The 13,447-nt window shown below is 56.3% G+C and carries 14 protein-coding genes; 6 read left to right on the top strand and 8 right to left on the bottom strand.

Annotated features, from left to right (window positions below):
- Position 1: 1 nt before the first annotated feature.
- Positions 2–136 carry a hypothetical protein gene (locus V5T82_RS09225; RefSeq protein WP_332895336.1) on the bottom strand — a complete coding sequence of 45 codons (135 nt, stop codon included), beginning with the start codon at positions 134–136 and terminating at the stop codon, positions 2–4.
- Positions 137–364: 228 nt separating this feature from the next.
- Here V5T82_RS09225 and V5T82_RS09220 point away from each other — a divergent pair, with 228 nt between their 5' ends.
- The 4 genes from V5T82_RS09220 (at position 365) to V5T82_RS09205 (ending at position 5,932) form a co-directional block, all read left to right on the top strand.
- Positions 365–1,525, top strand: coding sequence for an ATP phosphoribosyltransferase regulatory subunit (locus V5T82_RS09220; RefSeq protein WP_332895335.1), 1,161 nt, complete (start codon positions 365–367; stop codon positions 1,523–1,525).
- Positions 1,526–1,549: 24 nt separating this feature from the next.
- Positions 1,550–2,842: an adenylosuccinate synthase gene (locus V5T82_RS09215; protein WP_332895334.1), complete on the top strand. Its 1,293-nt coding sequence runs from the start codon at positions 1,550–1,552 to the stop codon at positions 2,840–2,842.
- 177 nt (positions 2,843–3,019) lie between these two features.
- The gene (locus tag V5T82_RS09210) at positions 3,020–5,356 is read left to right on the top strand and encodes a serine/threonine-protein kinase (protein WP_332895333.1); all 2,337 of its coding nucleotides are present in this window, start codon (positions 3,020–3,022) and stop codon (positions 5,354–5,356) included.
- 12 nt (positions 5,357–5,368) lie between these two features.
- Positions 5,369–5,932 carry a hypothetical protein gene (locus V5T82_RS09205; RefSeq protein WP_332895332.1) on the top strand — a complete coding sequence of 188 codons (564 nt, stop codon included), beginning with the start codon at positions 5,369–5,371 and terminating at the stop codon, positions 5,930–5,932.
- 86 nt (positions 5,933–6,018) lie between these two features.
- Here V5T82_RS09205 and rpoH read toward each other — a convergent pair whose 3' ends face one another.
- Positions 6,019–6,933 carry an RNA polymerase sigma factor RpoH gene (gene rpoH / locus V5T82_RS09200; RefSeq protein WP_332895331.1) on the bottom strand — a complete coding sequence of 305 codons (915 nt, stop codon included), beginning with the start codon at positions 6,931–6,933 and terminating at the stop codon, positions 6,019–6,021.
- 115 nt (positions 6,934–7,048) lie between these two features.
- Positions 7,049–8,038, bottom strand: coding sequence for an RluA family pseudouridine synthase (locus tag V5T82_RS09195; RefSeq protein ID WP_332895330.1), 990 nt, complete (start codon positions 8,036–8,038; stop codon positions 7,049–7,051).
- 19 nt (positions 8,039–8,057) lie between these two features.
- Here V5T82_RS09195 and V5T82_RS09190 point away from each other — a divergent pair, with 19 nt between their 5' ends.
- Together V5T82_RS09190 and V5T82_RS09185 are read left to right on the top strand one after the other, a co-directional pair.
- Complete coding sequence (locus V5T82_RS09190) at positions 8,058–8,390, top strand: hypothetical protein (RefSeq protein ID WP_332895329.1); 333 nt, start codon at positions 8,058–8,060, stop codon at positions 8,388–8,390.
- A gap of 3 nt (positions 8,391–8,393) precedes the next feature.
- Positions 8,394–8,837, top strand: coding sequence for a M67 family metallopeptidase (locus tag V5T82_RS09185; protein WP_332895328.1), 444 nt, complete (start codon positions 8,394–8,396; stop codon positions 8,835–8,837).
- Here the strand turns inward: V5T82_RS09185 and V5T82_RS09180 are convergent.
- From V5T82_RS09180 to V5T82_RS09160, 5 genes are read right to left on the bottom strand one after another with little or no spacing between them, the layout of a single operon-like run.
- Positions 8,820–9,713 (bottom strand): NAD-dependent epimerase/dehydratase family protein, encoded by an 894-nt coding sequence (locus V5T82_RS09180; RefSeq protein ID WP_332895327.1) that lies wholly within the window; start codon positions 9,711–9,713, stop codon positions 8,820–8,822. The genes V5T82_RS09185 and V5T82_RS09180 overlap by 18 nt on opposite strands.
- On the bottom strand, positions 9,710–10,246 hold the full coding sequence (rfbC, locus tag V5T82_RS09175) for a dTDP-4-dehydrorhamnose 3,5-epimerase (protein ID WP_332895326.1): 537 nt from the start codon (positions 10,244–10,246) through the stop codon (positions 9,710–9,712). Before rfbC ends, V5T82_RS09180 begins: the two co-directional genes overlap by 4 nt.
- Complete coding sequence (locus tag V5T82_RS09170) at positions 10,246–11,469, bottom strand: methyltransferase domain-containing protein (protein ID WP_332895325.1); 1,224 nt, start codon at positions 11,467–11,469, stop codon at positions 10,246–10,248. Before V5T82_RS09170 ends, rfbC begins: the two co-directional genes overlap by 1 nt.
- Positions 11,466–12,530: a CDP-glucose 4,6-dehydratase gene (gene rfbG / locus V5T82_RS09165; protein WP_332895324.1), complete on the bottom strand. Its 1,065-nt coding sequence runs from the start codon at positions 12,528–12,530 to the stop codon at positions 11,466–11,468. Before rfbG ends, V5T82_RS09170 begins: the two co-directional genes overlap by 4 nt.
- On the bottom strand, positions 12,527–13,447 hold the full coding sequence (locus V5T82_RS09160; RefSeq protein WP_332895323.1) for a glycosyltransferase: 921 nt from the start codon (positions 13,445–13,447) through the stop codon (positions 12,527–12,529). Before V5T82_RS09160 ends, rfbG begins: the two co-directional genes overlap by 4 nt.

Genomic DNA, 13,447 nt, shown 5'->3' with positions numbered 1-13,447 from the left:
ATTAAGCCACCAGGAGAATCGCCGCAACGCCAAAAAGCGCACCCGCACCAATGCCCACGCCATAAAGTCCCAACGTCACCATTTGGGTGATTGTGTTGGAGGCCTGAGGCTCAATTGCGACTGTCTGCGTGTTCATGCTCATCTATCCCTTGCTAAATCCCGAAAATCACACGCTCGGGACGCACAGAACCCTGAGTCTTACCCCCAACCCGTTAAGCATTCCTTACTGAACAGGGCATTGGCGGACTTGCCCAAAAGCGCGTTTTCGGCTACTTACTCAGTCTCTTGTCCGATTTGACCCGAAGTGGCGTCTCACCGGACGTCTCGAAGAAGATTTCAGATACCCGAACAAAGTCCGAATTCCATGAGCGACATTACCGACAAGGCCCTGCTGCCCGCAGGCATGCAAGATGGCCTGCCGCCCGAAGCCGCCCGCGAAGCCGACGCCGCAGAGCGTCTGGTTGCCCATTTTGACGCGTGGGGCTATGGCCGTGTGAAGCCGCCCATGATGGAGTTTGAAGAAAACCTGCTGCACGGCCCCGGCCAGGCGATGGCGGACCAAACGTTCCGCGTCCAAGACCCGGTCAGCCAACGCATGTTGGCGCTGCGCCCCGACATGACGCTGCAAGTGGCGCGCATCGCCGGTTCGCGCATGAGCAATTCCCCCCGCCCGCTGCGTCTGGCCTACGCCGGACAAGTCGTGCGCGTCAAAGGATCGCAATTGCGCCCCGAACGCCAATTCGGCCAAGTGGGTGCAGAGCTCATCGGCGCATCCGGCCCGGCGGCCGACGTCGAAGTGATTTTGATGGCGGTCGAAGCCTTGGACGCCATTGGCTTGGAAAATCTGTCCATCGATTTGGGCCTGCCCACCTTGGCGGGCTTGGTGTTGGACGATGTGGAACTTTCCAAAGACCAATCGCGCGATTTGCTCACCGCCTTAAACCGCAAGGACGCTGCCGCCGTTGGGGCTTTGGGCGATACCTTAGGCGATGCGGCCACCACGGCTTTGTTGGGAATGATCGAAGCCGTGGGCTCCGCCGAACAGGCCTTGGAAAAACTGAGCGCCATTGACCTGCCCGCAAGCGCACGCGATTTGTGCACGCATTTGAGCGCAGTGGTCGAAGGCCTGAAAACCGCTAACGCCAACATTCAACTGACCGTAGATCCGGTGGAGATCCGGGGTTTTGAATATCACACGGGCGTGACGTTTGCGCTGTTTGCCCGCGCTGCCAAAGGCGAACTGGGCCGCGGCGGTCACTATGAATCCGAAGGTAACGGCAACGCCGAAAGTGCCACAGGATTCACTGTGTTTATGGATACCGTCTTGCAGGCTCTGCCCGCAGGCGAACAAAAGGGCAGCGTTTATCTGCCTGCGAACACTCCGGCCGCTGAGGCCCGAAAACTTCGCGATGAGGGTTGGCGCACCATCAGCGCCTTAGATGAGACCGGCGATGCGGACACTGAAGCCCGTCGCCTCAACTGCACGCACCGGCTTGAAGGCGGCTCTGTGCGTGAACTGACATAATTTTAAGGGGAAGAGGGTTTTAACATGGCCAACGTAGTGGTCGTCGGCTCCCAATGGGGCGACGAAGGCAAAGGTAAAATCGTCGACTGGCTTTCGGAACGCGCCAGCGTCGTTGTGCGCTTCCAAGGCGGCAACAACGCTGGTCACACGCTGGTCATTGACGGCGTGACCTACAAGCTGCACATCCTGCCCAGCGGCATCGTGCGCGAAGGCACGCTATCGGTCATCGGCAACGGTGTGGTGCTGGATCCGTGGAACCTCATGAGCGAAATCGACAGCATCAAAGAACAAGGCGTCGACGTCACACCCGACCGCTTGAAGGTCGCGGAAAACGCACCGCTGATTTTGCCGCTGCACCAAAACCTGGACCAAGCGCGCGAAGCTGCATTGGGCAAAGCCAAAATCGGCACCACCGGGCGCGGCATCGGTCCGGCCTACGAAGACAAAGTCGCGCGCCGCGCCATCCGCGCCGGTGACTTGGCCGATGAAGAGCTGATCAAAGTCAAAGTGGACAAAATGCTGTTCCACCACAACGCGCTGCTCAAAGGTTTGGGCCAGCCGCTTTTGGACGCCGACGAAATCGTCGCCTCCTTGATGGAAATGGCGCCGAAGCTTCTGCCCTACGTTGACACCACCTGGAAAATCCTGGACGAAGCCAAAACCTCGGGCAAACGCATTTTGTTCGAAGGCGCGCAAGGCACGCTTTTGGACATTGATCACGGCACGTATCCGTTTGTGACCTCTTCGAACGTGGTGGCGTCCCAAGCTGCCGCCGGTTCGGGCATGGGTGCAAACGCCATTGATTACGTCCTGGGCATAACCAAGGCCTACACCACCCGCGTCGGCGCAGGCCCCTTCCCCACCGAACTGTTCGACGACGTCGGCCAGGGCCTGGGGGAGCGCGGTCACGAATTTGGCACCACCACGGGCCGTCCGCGCCGCTGTGGTTACTTCGACGCCGTTCTGGTGCGCCAAGCCGTTAAAGTCAACGGCATCAGCGGCATCGCGCTGACCAAGCTGGACGTTTTGGACGGCATGGAAGAGCTCAAAGTCTGCGTCGGCTACAAGCTGGACGGCAAAGAGCTGGACCACCTGCCCGCGTCCACCAAAGAGCAAGAAAACGTCGAGCCCATCTATGAGACCATGGAAGGCTGGTCGGAAAGCACCTATGGTGCGCGCAGCTGGGCGGACCTGCCCGCCAGCGCCGTGAAATACGTGCGCCGCATCGAAGAGCTGATCGAAGCACCCGTGGCACTTCTGTCCACCAGCCCCGAACGCGACGACACAATCTTGGTCCACGACCCGTTTGCGGATTAAGATTTTTAGGGGCCTTTTCGCCTAAGGTACTACCAATAGTGATTCGGGCCCCGCGTTAACCATACGCGGGGCCCGAAATGCATCGAGAATCGTTCAAAGTCATTGTTTTTTAGGCCTTTTATGGCTACATTTAAGCGATATCTTATACGCCCGTAGAACTCGGGCAGGAGGGCAAAGATGGCCGACGCCCTGGACCAAGCCGTAGAAACGGCTGAGGCTCAGAACAGCGCGCCCGCACCGGATGACGGTGGCGGAGCTGTTGGCGTGCCTACGGATACGTCTTCTGGCGAACCCAAAACAGACGACACACCGTCTCTTAAAGAACTCGAAAACGCGGCCGTCGCATCCAAAAGCGCGTCTGAGGCTGATACCCCAGAGAACAGCACCCCAGAGAACAGCACCGAAGACGCTCTGGCTGAACCCATAGAATCCAGCGTCCCCCAACAGGCCTCAAAGGGCAAAGCCCCCGACATTCCGATGCCGGATTACGATACGGATCAGCCCAAGCTCGATCCCATCGATCACCCCCCCGTCACCGTCAATGGCCGCTATACCGTCTATCCGTCCATGGCGTTGACAGAGCTTAACTCACCCCAGGCCTATGCCTACGCCGCAGAAGACCGGCGCGAGCCCGGTCGTCATGTCTTTGCCTTGGTCACCAAGCCCGGCATCCCCCTGCGCACCCGCATGATGCGCGAAATAAAAGCCCGGCGCATGAACGGGATGTTGCTGCTGGTCGATTTTGGCCCGGCGTTTTGGACGGCGACGGAACAGACTGCGGTCATCGCCATTTACGAACGACCCATGGGCGGGCGCTTGATTGATGCGTTCGGCGACAAGCCTATCCGCATTAATGAATATGAACTGGGCAAATTGATCATGGAGCCGATAGCCCAAGCGGCCACAGAATTGGCTGCGATTGATTATGCGCACCGGGCTGTACGCGTCGACAATTTGTTCTTCCTCGACAAGGAACGCCGGCAATTGGTTTTGGGAGAATGCATCACCTCGCCCCCGGGATACGACCAACCCGCCATCTATGAAACCATCGAACGGGCCTACGCCATGCCGTCCGGGCGCGGTGAAGGAATGTCCTACGACGATATGTATGCTTTAGGCGTCACCGCCCTGTTTGCCCTTTTGGGCTACAACCCGGTGCGCAAGCTCTCTGAAGACGACATGTTGGCCGCAAAATCCGAATACGGCAGCTACCAGACCCTATGCGGCAACGAACGCGTCCCCTTGTCCCTGATCGAACCACTACGCGGCCTGCTGGCCGATGACGAGTTTGAACGTTGGAACGGCGAAGCGTTGGAAACCTGGCTGAACGGTCAAAAGAAAACCCCCATCCAACGCCGCCCCGCACCCAAACCCAAAACTGCATTTAAGTTCGGCGGGCGCGATCTCCGCACCACCATAGCCATCGCCCATGCGTTTTCAAAAAACATCAAAGAGGCCGTCAAACAAATCAAAGGCGGCAAGCTGGAACAATGGCTACGCTCCAGCCTGGGCGACAATCATATTGCCGATGGCGTAGCCGGCGCCGTGACCATCGCCAAGGTGCACGAAAACTCTCCTGACGGTTCCGACGATGTTTTGGTGTCTAAAGTCTGTATGCGCCTGGATCACAAAGGACCGATCCGCTTTAAATCATTTGCATTCCAACCCGACGGGTTCGGCGACGCCGTGGCGATCGAATACCTACGCACTGGAAACTTCCAAATGCCAGGAGAGATCTTGGCCCGTGATCTGGTGAGCTATTGGGTGGCCTGTCAGGAAAACCGAACACCCGACTTGACCATTATGGAAAAAACCTTCAACGCGCTGCGCGGGTTCGCACGCATTGGCGAAATGGGATATGGACTGGAACGCTGCCTCTATGAGCTCAACGAAAATCTGCCGTGCCAAAGCCCAATTTTGCAAACGGCATATGTCGGGCATATCGATGACTTCTTGAAGGCCATGGATGAAGTCGCCGATCATGTCGACACACATGAACTGCCCATGGACAAGCACATTGCGGCCTACATCGCTACGCACTTTAAGCACGACATCACGCCTCACCTCAAAGCCATAACTGATGGGCGCGAAGACGCGTCGCTGATCGGAATATTGAGCCTGTATGCGCTGATGCAGTGGCGCTCAAAAATACAGACCTTGTTCGGATTGTCCAGCTGGTTGGGCGGATTGTTGCAACCCGCGATCAAGACCTATCACAGCCGCACCACACGCAGACGCATTGAAAGCGAAATTCCAGCCTTGGTTCGACAAGGCCGGCTGCCTGAACTCTTCGATCTCATTGACAACGCCGAACGCCGCCATGTCGACAAGGTTGATTTCGAAGAAGCCCAATTGGCGTTCGCCCAAGCCGAAGTTGAAATCGATAGCTATGTCGGCGGCGATGTCGATCAAAAGAAACGCGCCACAGAATCGGGTGAGCGCGCGACCGCGATGATGGCTTTGGTGGTTTCCATGATCGCTGTCACCGTCGTTATCTTTGTAAAGGCGTTGTAGGGAGGATTTAATATGAATCAACAAATGCCTTCCGACATGAGCAACGAAAACATGCGTCGGCGCGGCAGCACCTACATCACGTGGGCTTTATTATTGTTGGCCTTGTTTGCCGTGGTGGCTGGGCCGACCTTATTGTTGGTGGTAGTTGGCCTTGTGCCCACGATCGTGGCGCTGATCGTCGATCGCAGCAAACAAAAAAGTGGCGCCGTGAGTGTCGGCTCGATCAATGTCATTGGCGTCTTTCCCTATGTCATCGATCTGTGGGCGGGGATCAACACCTGGCACAGCTCGGCCGAGATCATTTCCGACGTCTGGACACTCTTAGTGATGTACTCTTCTGCCGCATTCGGCTGGCTGTTATTCTTGACCTTACCGTCGGTCATCAGTTCGTTTGTGATGGTATTACAGCAACGCAAAGTGGCCCAGCTGCGCGGCGAACAAAAGGACCTGATTGAAGAATGGGGTGAGGACGTTGCCGCCATCGTCGAAATGCAAAAAGAAGAAGCCCAAGAAGATCACCTTGAGCACGCCATGGACCACATAGACATGGACGGGGGGCGGCCGCACAATCCCTAATATGCGCCTAAATGCATGCGCTCTGAGCACAAAAAAACCGCCGCAGATCTTCAGCGGCGGTTTTGTTTTGAGGGGGTCTGGGAACTTTAAGCCGAGATGTTTTGCTCGATCATAGCGTTCTTGACCGATTTCTGCAGTTTTTCAAAGGCGCGCACTTCGATCTGACGCACACGTTCACGCGAAATGCCAAACGACTTGGAGAGGTTCTCCAGCGTTGCCGGCGTTTCTTTGAGACGACGTTCGGTCAAGATGGTGCGTTCGCGGCCAGACAGGCTCTTCATCGCACCTTTCAAAAGCGAACGGCGGCGGATGAGCTCTTGAAACTCGCCCAGCTGGTCTTCTTGGCTGTCGCCATCGTCTTCCAGCCAGTCTTGCCACTGTTCATCGCCTTCCATGCGCACCGTCGCGTTCAAAGAACTGTCCGGCCCGCCCAGACGGCGGTTCATGTTGACGACTTCCGTTTCCGACACGCCTAAGGTTTCAGAAATTTCCGTGACGTGTTCCGGCGTCAAGTCGCCTTCTTCGTAGGCCTGCATTTGGCCTTTGAGGCGGCGCAGGTTGAAGAACAACTTTTTCTGTGCCGCCGTCGTGCCCATTTTAACCAAGGACCAGGAATGCAGGATGTATTCTTGAATGGCGGCACGGATCCACCACATGGCGTACGTCGCCAGACGGAAGCCACGGTCCGGGTCGAAACGCTGAACCGCCTGCATCATGCCGACGTTGCCTTCCGAAATCAGTTCCGCTATCGGCAGACCATAGCCGCGATAGCCCATGGCGATTTTGGCAACCAAACGCAGGTGAGATGTCACCATCTGATGAGCCGCATCGTCATTGGCATTTTTGACCCAATCATTGGCAAGCGATTGCTCGAGTTCCAACGACAGCATCGGAAATTTACGAATTTCTTGGAGATAACGCGTAAGATTTTGCTCTGGTGAAATGTCCAAACGCGGCAATGACACACTTTTTTGTGTAGTAGCTTTATACAATTCAGCCATTTTTGATGACCTCCTCACTAGCGGCCTAATCGGCCCTTCCCTATGGACTTAGTATACGCGGCATTTGCCGCGACTGCAACAATACCCTAGTACATTACTCAGGAATTTATCTATGTCAAACCTTTTCCAAAGAAATGCATAAGTCTTTGATATATTGAGGAACAGGTCGGTTATTCACAACCTTCTTATATGAGCAAGGGTGCATAAACCCAAGTTCAAAAGCATACAATGCTTGATGGTCGAGCTGATTGATCAGGTTTTTTGTGTTCTCTGAGAGCCGAGTCTTTCTCGATTTTCCACCGCCGCCATAAACCGGATCCCCCAATAAAGGGTGACCGATGGAGGTCATATGCACCCGGATTTGATGCGTGCGCCCCGTCGCCAAGCGGCATTCCACCAGGGAGGCCACGGTGCCAAACACCTTTAAGACTTTGTAGCGTGTGAGCGCGTGTTTCCCGCCGCGCTCCACCACAGCCATTTTTTTGCGGTTTTGGGGGGAACGTCCGATATTGCCCTCAATCTCGCCCTTCAACGGTTTTGGCACGCCCCACACCAGCGCATAATATGCCCGGTCCAAAGAGTGATCTGCGAACTGCTTGCTGAGCCCTTCATGAGCTCGATCGTTTTTCGCCGCCACCATCAAGCCGCCCGTGCCTTTATCTAGGCGATGGACAATGCCAGGGCGCGCCACCCCGCCGATGCCCGACAAGCTGCCTTTGCAATGATGTAGCAAGGCATTGACCAACGTGCCGTCGGCATTGCCCGCCGCCGGATGCACCACCAGGCCCGGCGGTTTGTCGATGACGATCAGGTCGTCGTCTTCATAGAGTACGTCCAACGCAATGTCTTGGGGTTCCGGTTCAGCCGCGACAGCGGGCGGCACACAGACGACAAAGACATCCCCTGCGCGCGCCTTTTTCTTGGCGTCTTTGAGGGGCTCGCCCTCCAAATCGCCGATCAAAACGCAGTCATCGTCCATCAACGCCTTGATGCGCGCACGCGACAATTGATCCAATTCTTCGCTCAATAACTTATCCAAGCGCATCCCGGCCTTGTTTTGTGGTACGTGTACGGTGTATGTCGTCTCACAAGACTTGTCGTTCATGATTGTAAGGACTTCCGAAATGCTCAAAGGCTTAGTGATGGTGATGGGCTTTCTCATCGTTTTGTTGATGGGACTGATCATCTATGGATTTTATCAAAAAGCCCAAAACCCCGACTACAAGATGTTCCGCTCCAACGATACGACGAGCCAAGGGGAAGACGCAACGGCCACGCTCAAGGATATTCCGGCAGGCTCCATGGGGTTGTCTGAAGCCGCAAAAATATTGTCGGTGAACATGGACGGTAAGCGCGCAATCTTGTTGGTGGCGCGCGATGGTGTGAACGCCGACTTATTGGTGGTGATCGACACCCGCACCGGACAAGTTTTGAATCAGACAGCCACACATCCTTAAGCCATGATCCGTCTCCGCTCCGATCAGTTAGACGACATTCACGCTCAGGCCGAAGCGGCCTATCCCTTTGAATGTTGCGGTCTGTTGGCTGGACGCACGGATTCAAGGGGGGAGGTAACCCTCACACGCGTTGTGCCCAGCCCAAATACGCTGCACGACGAAACAGCCGGCGGGGGAATGGACCGTTTCGAGGTCGACCCTCAAGTGCGATTCGATTTGATGCGTGCGTTGAGCGGGACGGAAGAGGAAATCATCGGTCATTATCATTCCCACCCTGATCACCCGGCAGAGCCATCTGAAACCGACGTCAACATGGCGTTCGAACCGGAAATGATTTGGCTTATCTGTGCTGTGAGCCATGGACAAGCCGAAGTCACGCAGGCCTTTCAGCTCAATCGCGACACCCAAGAGATCACCCGGGTGGATATTTTAAACAAAACCGTCTAAGACCGCCTTGAGACCGTCTCGCAAGCTGATAAGGGGCGTAAACCCAACTTCTTTATTCAATCGCTCAACGTTGGCAATCAGTTTTGGCGGGTCATCCGCTCGATCTGGATAAGCACCCAGCTTGACCAGATCCGCCCGTCCCGCCAATTGGCCCAGAGTGTTCGCAACCTCAGCAATGGTGACCGCCTCACCCGACGCGACGTTGACGGGACCTGTCACGTCGCTCATCAACAGGGCCGCAAATCCGCGCCCCACGTCACGGGCATCCATAAAATCTCGAATTTGTGTGCCCGATGAACATTTGGCCTCTGCGCCGTCAACCAGCGCCCGGGCAACATCCGGAACCAAGCGTTTGGGAGCTTCGCCTTCGCCATACAGCAAGAACACCCGGCCCCACGCCGCACGGACATCTGTCCGGTTCAACAGCCAATTCGATAACGCCACCTTACACTGCCCGTAAAGCGTATGAGGCTTCAGCGGCGTTTCGTCTTCGCGACAAATTCCGTCCCCCAACTGGGTCCAGTCGTATTCCGCACAAGAACCCGACACGACAACACGCTTTCCGTCTTGTGCCACGAAGGCGTCGATTAAGCGCTGAGAAACCGTCAGCCACAATTTGTTGTCGAGCGAGCCCCAAAATTCACCGTGCTCCGTCACCCACGCCAAATGCAACAGGTGTGTCGCCTGTGCCTCTTGAACGACACGCTGGGCTTCGCCGGGGTCGAGCAAGTCGGCTTCGTGCCACGTCATATTTTCAGGAAAATCACATGGCCGTGTGCGGACCACACCATGCACGTCGAGACCACGTTCAACCAAATCGGCAACAGCATGTCGGCCGATCAATCCCGTTGCACCCGTGACCAGCACGCGGGTCATGTCAGCACCTGCACGTCGGGATAGCTTGCGTCCCGGTCCGAAATCACGTCCAGCTCACGCGGCCAGTCGATGCCAAAAGCCGGGTCGTTCCAACGTACACCCCGGGCCAGTTCGGGCACAAACACTTCGCCCATTTGATAATGCACCACCGCATCGTCGGTGAGTGTGATGAAGCCATGCGCACAGCCGGGTGGCACGAACAAGGCTTTGCGGTTCTCAGCGCTGAGCTCCTCACCATACCACTCGAGATAACTGTCAGACCCAACACGGATATCGACGATGACGTCAAAGATCGCGCCTTGGATACAGCTCACCAACTTAGGGTCGGGTTTGGGTTCGGCTTGATAATGCATGCCGCGCAAGGTGCCCGCCTGGGCGTTTTGCGAAATGTTGCTTTGCACGACATCCAGTTTCAAACCCACGTCTGCAAACTCTTGCGCACAAAAGCTGCGCGCGAAGTATCCTCGCTCATCGCCCAAGCGCTCGATCTCTATCAAAGCGCCACCTTGGATGTTGAGCGGGGTTATCTTCATCACCACACCTCGATTTGTGGAACGGCGACAACGAACTGGCCACCCCAAGTGCGTATGGATGACAGCTGCTCACCGATTTCCGTTTTGAGGTTCCAAGGCAAAATCACAACGTAATCCGGTTTTGCCGTTTCAATGTGATCGGGCGAAAGCACCGGAATGCGCGAGCCCGGTAAATAGGTGCCTTGCTTGGCTGGGTTCCCGTCGCACACAAAATCAATTTGATCGGCGTCGACCCCAGCATAATTCAACAGCGTGTTGCCCTTGGCCGCCGCGCCGTAACCAACAACCGTTTTAGAGTTGTCACGGGCATCCGCCAAAAACGACAGCAATCCTTCACGCACTGCTTCACACTTGGCTTGGAAGCCCTGATAGGCGAGGCGCGAGTCCAGGCCTGCCGTTTTTTCTTTGAGCCGCATCGCCGTCAGCTCGGGCTGATCAGGGTATTGGGTGCACGCTTTTTTACACGCAAACACGCGCAAAGATCCGCCATGGGTCGTCAGCTCTTGCACGTCAAAGGCCCGAAGTCCGCATTCGCTAAAGATCCGTTCCACCGCCAACAAAGACAGGTACGAATAGTGTTCGTGATAGATGGTGTCGAACTGCACCAAATTGAGCAGGTTCAACAGATGCGGATACTCAAACGTCACCACACCGTCGTCTTTCAACAAAACGGCAAAACCTTCGACGAAGCTGCGGATGTCGGGCACGTGGGCCAAGACATTGTTGGCGGCCATCAAATCCGCGCTGTGGCCGGCCGCTTTGAGACGCGTTGCCGTCTCAGCATTAAAAAAGGCGACCTCGGTTTCGACGCCTTTTTCCTTCGCCGCCGCAGCGCAGCCCGCAGCCGGATCAACCCCCAGAACCGGGACGCCTGCGCCCACGAAGTGCTGCAGCAAATAGCCGTCGTTGCTGGCGATCTCGACCACTTTGCTGTTCGCCCCCAGTTGGAAGCGTTTGATCATATCTGCAGCATAGGCCTTGGCGTGTGCCACCCAGCTGACTGAAAAGGAAGAATAATATGCATAGTCAGCGTTGAAGATTTCACCGGGTGGGACTTCGTCGGCCAACTGCACCAGATAACAGTCTTCACACACAACCGTGCGCAGCGGGAAAGCCTTTTCAGGTGCATCGCCAGACTTCAGATAGCTGTTGGACGGCGGCTGTTCGCCCAGGTCCACCAGGTCCAAAGAAATGTCCGCACCACAAAAGCGACAAGTGCTCATTCAAATGCTCCGTACTCTTCCAATTGACGCGCCGTGAGTTCTTTGGCATCCGCCCCGTTCATAAAAGCGCCGTACCAATCCGCTGTGAATTTCACCGTCGCATCGACATCCAGTTTCGCTTCCCAGCCCAACACCTCGCGCGCCTGTTTGGCGTCCACGGACAACAGCGTCTTTTCCTTCAGCTTCGACGGCTTGATGTCCGGGTCCATGTCTTGGCCCAGGGCTGCCATCATTTTTTCGGTAATCGCGCCGACGGTGTAGCTGGGCCCGGGGGCTGGGCCGAAATTCATCGCCAAGGGTGTGTCTACCTGCCGTTTGGCCAAGCGTTCGATGTACATTAAATAACCCGCGTCCAAATCCAGCACATGCTGCCAGGGCCGCGTGGCGTCGGGGCTGCGCAAGACCAGCTTCTCGCCGCTGGCCAAAGCCCGGTAGATATCACAAATGAGACGGTCTTCGGAAAAGTCGCCCCCACCAATGACATTGCCCGCACGCGCGGTGGCGATCACCACGTCGCGATCGCCAAAATAACTTTTCGCCCACGACTGGGTGACGATTTCTTGGCAAGCTTTCGACGCCGAGTACGGATCGTCCCCGCCCAGTGGGGCATCCTCAGCGAAGGCCAAGCCGTCGTCGGTGTTTTGATAAACTTTGTCGGATGTAATAATCAACGCAACGTCTAAGTTTTCAGCGTCGCGCAAGGCCTCCATCATGTTGACGGTGCCGACGATGTTGGACGTGATGGTATCCACCGGCTCACGATAAGAGCGGCGCACCAAGGCCTGGGCCGCCATGTGAATAACGATTTGCGGGTCCGCGTCTTTGACCGCTTTTTTAATGGCATCCCCATCGCGCACATCGCCGATGATCGACGTAATCCCGTCCCAGGGGGCGAGCATGTCAAACAAGCTGGGATCACTGTCGGGTTCCAAGCCAAAACCAAAAACTTCAGCGCCCAAATTTTGCAGCCACAACGCCATCCAGGTGCCCTTAAACCCGGTGTGCCCCGTCAGCAAAACGCGCTTGCCCTTCCAAAAGTCAGGCGTGATGGAAATGCTCATATTTCAGCCCCCTTCGGGCGTGCACGGTTGGTTGTTTTGGAAACGGCTTTGGCGCGCATGAAGTCCAGCGCGCCGCAAAAGCGTGCCGCGTCCCGAACGGCTTTGCGCGGGCGGAAGATCAGCAAAGCTTTGGGACCGAAGCGCAGCATCTGTTTCCAACCTAACCGCTTGGCCGCCGCCAAGTCGTTGTACTTGGCTTCAAAGTATAAGCGCGACCAAGACATGTTATAGAATTTTTCCCAGTGCCTGTCCCAGCCCGCGCCGATGGAGCCACCGCCAATATGGCGGCACTCAGCCCCCGCGACGACCACAATGTTATGGCCCGCGTCCTTCAGTCGATGACAAATGTCGTCGTCTTCGTGATAGAGGAAAATCGCATCGTCGAAATAGCCAACTTGATTGACCGCCGACATGCGCACCAAGTTCACGGCACCCGATACCACCCAAGTGCAAAACGAGCCTTCGGGCTTGGGTTCGTTGGACCGGTCGCTAGGCATTTGGTCACGCAAAAACAGCGGCCCGTTCCACGCCCGATCATAATCGCCATCCGTGCCCAACAGCAACGGTGACAACAACCCGGCATCGGGGTGCGCATCGGCTTCGGCCACTAAATTGCCATAGGCATCGCCGATGAACTCTGCATCCGGGTTCATCAACAAGGCGTATTCGGTTTCGACCAGCGCCAACCCCTGGCTGGCCGCATTGCCGTACCCGACACCGATTTTGTTTTGAATGATTTCCGCCTGCGGCGTGCGTGCGCGCACGATGTCTAAGGTGTCGTCGGTGCTTTCGTTGTCGATCACAATGATGCGCGCCGAACGCGAGACGCTATCCAAGCACGGTCCGATCACCGCGCTGGAATGGTGTGTCACGACAATGGTCGTCGTGCGCGCCCAGGCCTCATCCAAACCCACCAT

Source organism: Magnetovibrio sp. PR-2 (genome assembly GCF_036689815.1).
Lineage (GTDB): Bacteria > Pseudomonadota > Alphaproteobacteria > Rhodospirillales > Magnetovibrionaceae > Magnetovibrio.
This window is presented reverse-complemented; position numbering and strand designations above follow the sequence as displayed.

Coding starts and splice junctions, on each gene's coding strand:
- V5T82_RS09225 (WP_332895336.1), bottom strand. CDS start 136: ATGAACACGCAGACAGTCGCAATTGAGCCTCAGGCCTCCAACACAATC.
- V5T82_RS09170 (WP_332895325.1), bottom strand. CDS start 11,469: ATGAGCACTTGTCGCTTTTGTGGTGCGGACATTTCTTTGGACCTGGTG.
- rfbG (WP_332895324.1), bottom strand. CDS start 12,530: ATGAGCATTTCCATCACGCCTGACTTTTGGAAGGGCAAGCGCGTTTTG.
- V5T82_RS09195 (WP_332895330.1), bottom strand. CDS start 8,038: ATGAACGACAAGTCTTGTGAGACGACATACACCGTACACGTACCACAA.
- V5T82_RS09215 (WP_332895334.1), top strand. CDS start 1,550: ATGGCCAACGTAGTGGTCGTCGGCTCCCAATGGGGCGACGAAGGCAAA.
- V5T82_RS09210 (WP_332895333.1), top strand. CDS start 3,020: ATGGCCGACGCCCTGGACCAAGCCGTAGAAACGGCTGAGGCTCAGAAC.
- rfbC (WP_332895326.1), bottom strand. CDS start 10,246: ATGAAGATAACCCCGCTCAACATCCAAGGTGGCGCTTTGATAGAGATC.
- V5T82_RS09185 (WP_332895328.1), top strand. CDS start 8,394: ATGATCCGTCTCCGCTCCGATCAGTTAGACGACATTCACGCTCAGGCC.
- rpoH (WP_332895331.1), bottom strand. CDS start 6,933: ATGGCTGAATTGTATAAAGCTACTACACAAAAAAGTGTGTCATTGCCG.
- V5T82_RS09220 (WP_332895335.1), top strand. CDS start 365: ATGAGCGACATTACCGACAAGGCCCTGCTGCCCGCAGGCATGCAAGAT.
- V5T82_RS09160 (WP_332895323.1), bottom strand. CDS start 13,447: ATGGTGGGTTTGGATGAGGCCTGGGCGCGCACGACGACCATTGTCGTG.
- V5T82_RS09190 (WP_332895329.1), top strand. CDS start 8,058: ATGCTCAAAGGCTTAGTGATGGTGATGGGCTTTCTCATCGTTTTGTTG.
- V5T82_RS09180 (WP_332895327.1), bottom strand. CDS start 9,713: ATGACCCGCGTGCTGGTCACGGGTGCAACGGGATTGATCGGCCGACAT.
- V5T82_RS09205 (WP_332895332.1), top strand. CDS start 5,369: ATGAATCAACAAATGCCTTCCGACATGAGCAACGAAAACATGCGTCGG.